The sequence below is a fragment of the Pseudochelatococcus sp. B33 genome, from assembly GCF_053570585.1.
On the sequence record NZ_JBSEFH010000061.1, the window covers coordinates 1 to 3,810 of the forward strand.

Here is a 3,810-nt window from a genome sequence, read left to right on the forward strand (position 1 = left end):
CCAAAATCGCGAGGACTCGGTAATGCGCAGGAACGGGCGTAAACCAGCAGTGCTGCGGAATATTTCGCCACGTTCCTGCGCATTATTTTACAAAGTATCGAGCCACTCCATCAAGCTGGCATTCCGTTTCCATGAAGGTGGCACATTGCTTGCCGCTGGAGCCCCCACCTTTTCCAACGCCTTTCGCTTGGTTTCTAAATTGGCCTGTGCGTAGTGGTTGGTCGTGTCGAGGCTGACGTGCCCCAGCCAACTGCGGATGACGGTGATATCGACTCCGGCAGCGACAAGATGAACGGCGGTCGCGTGCCGGAAGCTGTGCGGCGTCACATTCTTGGACCGAAGCGAGGGCAAGGACTTGGCGGCTTCCGCAACGTAGGCAGTGAGTTTGAACCGCACGCCCGAAGCCCCTAGCGGTTCGCCGTATCGATTGACGAAGATTCGCTCGCCTGGTTTACGCGGTTGGCGTTCCAGCAACTTCCTGAGCAACGTCACCGTTTCCGGCCAGAGCGGACATATCCGTTCCTTACGTCCCTTGCCATACAGGCGAGCGCAGTACGGGGCATCGAACCGGATCGCGTTGGGGCACAGATCGAGGGCCTCCTGAATACGCGCGCCGCTATTGTACAGGAACGAGAGCAGCACATGGTCGCGCATTCCCTCGATTGTCGACCGATCAGGCTGAACGAGGATCGCCTCGACCTCCTCCGGTTCGAGATAACAGGGTGCAGATACCGATTCCCGCTTGAGCGGGACCGTCAGGACCTCGGCGCATTGGGCAACGTATTCTGGATTCTTGCCTGCCATGAAGCTGAAGAAGCTGCGGATCGCGGCAAGTCGGCAATTGCGTGTACCGATCGTACTCCCACGCTCTTGCTCGGTATGGTTGAGGAACGCGCGCACCTCCGCTGCTGAGACGTCGACCAGAGCGATCCGCACCACTCCGCCCCCCTTTCTCTCCGCGATGAACCGCAAGAGCAGCCGCCAAGTATCGCGATAGGACCGGATCGTATGAATCGAAGCACTGCGCTGCTCGGCCAGCCATTCCTGGAAAAACGCCCGCAACAACACGGGGAACGGATTGCTCTTCGTCATGGGTGCGCCTCCATGGTGAGGCATCGGGCGCCGACGGAACGGAACCGCTCACTTGCTTCCTGCAACAGGTCCTGGGTGACGGTGATGTAGGCCAGAGTCGAGTGGATACTCCCGTGCCCCATGTAGGTCGAGAGAAAGTGCAGTTTTCCCTGAGGGTTTATACCGGATTGGTACCACTGGAGGATTCGGTTCACCACCATCGAGTGCCGCAGGTCATGGACGCGAGGCCCCGTCCGCCCGGAAATGGTTTTGAATCCGGCGCGCCGCATGACTTTAGTGATCATCTGCGATACTGCATCAGGGCAATAGCGGTGGTTGAGGCGGGCATGCCAGAACAGCCCCGATTGCGGGTCTTGTGAGCCACCAGCATGCCGCCTCGCATCAAGGTAAGCGCGCAATTCGACCACGACGCTGTCGGATAACGGCAAAATCCTGGTCTTGTAGAACTTCGTTTCCCGTATCGTGATCGTGCCCGATTGCAAGTCTGCGTCACCGAGATCGAGCCGGGCTAGTTCGCTTCGTCGCAGCCCTGCGCAATAGGCCAGTACGATCATGGTGTAGAGCGTCAACGGTAGCAGCGGAGTACGTGCCGATGGATAGGACCTTGCGGTATCGAGCATGTGCTGAACGTCTGCTGGGCTGAAGATATGCGGTCGTCGATATTCCTTCGTCGCTTCTCGCATAGGTTGAGAATTGAAACGTTTCGGCAGGGTACTAGGATCAAGGCGATACCGCGCCTTGGTCAACATGCGCCTAAGCAACTGGCATTCAATTGCATGATTACGCGACGGCTTTGCCTCTTCCCAGCGTGTTAGCATTGTCTCAAGCGACGTCACGGCAAGTTCGGGGTTCGCCTGAAGAAATCGATCGAACTGCAATAACACGTAAGCCTGCTTCTTATACTGATAGCCCCGGCGTCGCATCAGCACGACATGATCGCGCATGAAGTCGCCCAGAACGCTGCCATAAGGCGCGGGCCGTTGTAACGCGGCGAGGGCTTCATCGGGATTGGCTGAAATCAGTGCTCGCCAGATCGGGCTGTTTTGTTTGACGTTGTACCGATTGCGAAGTGCGGCGATGGGATTATCGGCGATCAGCTCGATTTCCACGAGGTGGTCGAGGAAGCGATCGATGATGCGGACTCTATTCAGCAGCGTTGACAGATGGTAACATTTTTCAATTTTCTTCAGCCAGGCGTCGAGCATCCGCCGGTCGACGGCAGGATGACGTTGGGCAACATCCTCAAAGCTGCGAAGGAACGCATAATACGTGGACCTGCTTTTCGGCTGGAGCCGCAATGTTTCCAGGAAGGTATCGATGACCTTGCGATCAGGATCGTGCCATGCGCTCATGACAGCACCTCCGATCCAGGCACTTCGAGCGCCACAGCTCGAAGATCCTCGGTAGCCAGCTTGAGATAGATGTTCGTAGACTTGGTGGATCGATGCCCAAGTATGTCGCCAATGATCTTTTGCGGGACGGATGCCCGCAGCATTTCGACCGCACGTGCGTGCCGGAATACATGAGCTCCTCGCTTTCCTGGCGGCTCGACGCCGGCGGCTGCCAACCGTCTGCTGACTATGCTGTATAGGTGCGTCATTGCGACGTAGGGAGCACAGGACCGGATGAAGATTTCCCGCACTTCGGCACCGGGTCGCCCAAGGCGCAGATAATTGAGTAACGCCTCACCAACTGGTTCCAATAGCGGCATATAGGAGTAGGTATTGGTTTTCGTGTGGCGAATACGCAGGGATTCATCGCGCCAGTTCACGTCCTCGAGCCGAAGACGGCAGATCTCACCTTCGCGCAGGCCATATGTGGTAAGCAGTTGGAGTACAGCATAATCGCGAAGCCCGCGCGGCGATCCGTCGTTCTTCGTGGCGGTCAACACCGCAGCGATTTGACTCTTGTCCAGCGTGGAAGGCACACCTTCGTAGGCATAGAGCAAGGGGGCGACGATGCGCGGCGTGAGATCGGTTGGAATGCGACCCGTCCGATGCAGATAGCGCACCACCGAGCGGAGCAGCAAAGCGACGCTGGCCAATGATGGTCGCCGTAAACCAAGCGCGCGCATATCCATGTAGTGATCGACATCCACGACGCTCATTGTCTCGAGGCTGGCAGCGCCGGCGCGGTCGAACTGCCATCGTAGAAAGTTTCGTGCCTCTCGCATGAGGGCCTCAATGCTGGCCCTTGCCAGACCGCGCTCTTCGCGCAGCCATGTTTCGTATTCGCAGCAGATCGTCCGCAGAAACGCCGCCTCGGGCTCGATCAACTCTGGTTCGGGCGGCCATTTCCCTTGAACAAGCCTAAGGAGCTTGGCGATCACGGTGCGTGGCAACATGTGCCAATCTGCACCGGGAGGTCGGCCACGCCGGACCTCAAATTTCTGGATTGCATAGATAAAATACTGATCAACCTGTGCCGGCGTCACAGTCTCGACCGGTATGCCGCACTTGGCCAGATAATCGAGAAACGCGCGGGCGTAGAGGCGGTGATTCAATACTACCACCGGGTTGTAATTTTGCTTCGTGAGAAAATTCGAAAGTTCGGCGATCAACTCGCTGTGTGATTTCAACATGCTTGCTTCCTCAGTTGGTCCAGGGACTGCCGAGGTTCGCAAGCAAAATAATGCGCAGCAATAGTGCCCAGTGTTGCGGGAATTTGGCGCTCGCGCCATGTTCCTGCGCATTACCGAGTCCTCGCGATTTTGGGATT

3 protein-coding genes are annotated in these 3,810 nt (G+C 57.3%); all 3 read right to left on the reverse strand.

Annotation, left to right across the window (positions count from 1 at the left end):
* Positions 1-87: 87 nt before the first annotated feature.
* From ACUSIJ_RS29415 to ACUSIJ_RS29425, 3 genes are read right to left on the reverse strand one after another with little or no spacing between them, the layout of a single operon-like run.
* Positions 88-1,092, reverse strand: a complete 1,005-nt coding sequence (locus ACUSIJ_RS29415; protein WP_449311963.1) for a tyrosine-type recombinase/integrase — start codon at positions 1,090-1,092, stop codon at positions 88-90.
* Positions 1,089-2,444: a tyrosine-type recombinase/integrase gene (locus ACUSIJ_RS29420; RefSeq protein ID WP_449311964.1), complete on the reverse strand. Its 1,356-nt coding sequence runs from the start codon at positions 2,442-2,444 to the stop codon at positions 1,089-1,091. The genes ACUSIJ_RS29415 and ACUSIJ_RS29420 overlap by 4 nt, the downstream gene beginning before the upstream one ends.
* Positions 2,441-3,673 carry a site-specific integrase gene (locus tag ACUSIJ_RS29425; RefSeq protein ID WP_449311965.1) on the reverse strand — a complete coding sequence of 411 codons (1,233 nt, stop codon included), beginning with the start codon at positions 3,671-3,673 and terminating at the stop codon, positions 2,441-2,443. Before ACUSIJ_RS29425 ends, ACUSIJ_RS29420 begins: the two co-directional genes overlap by 4 nt.
* Positions 3,674-3,810 lie beyond the last annotated feature (137 nt).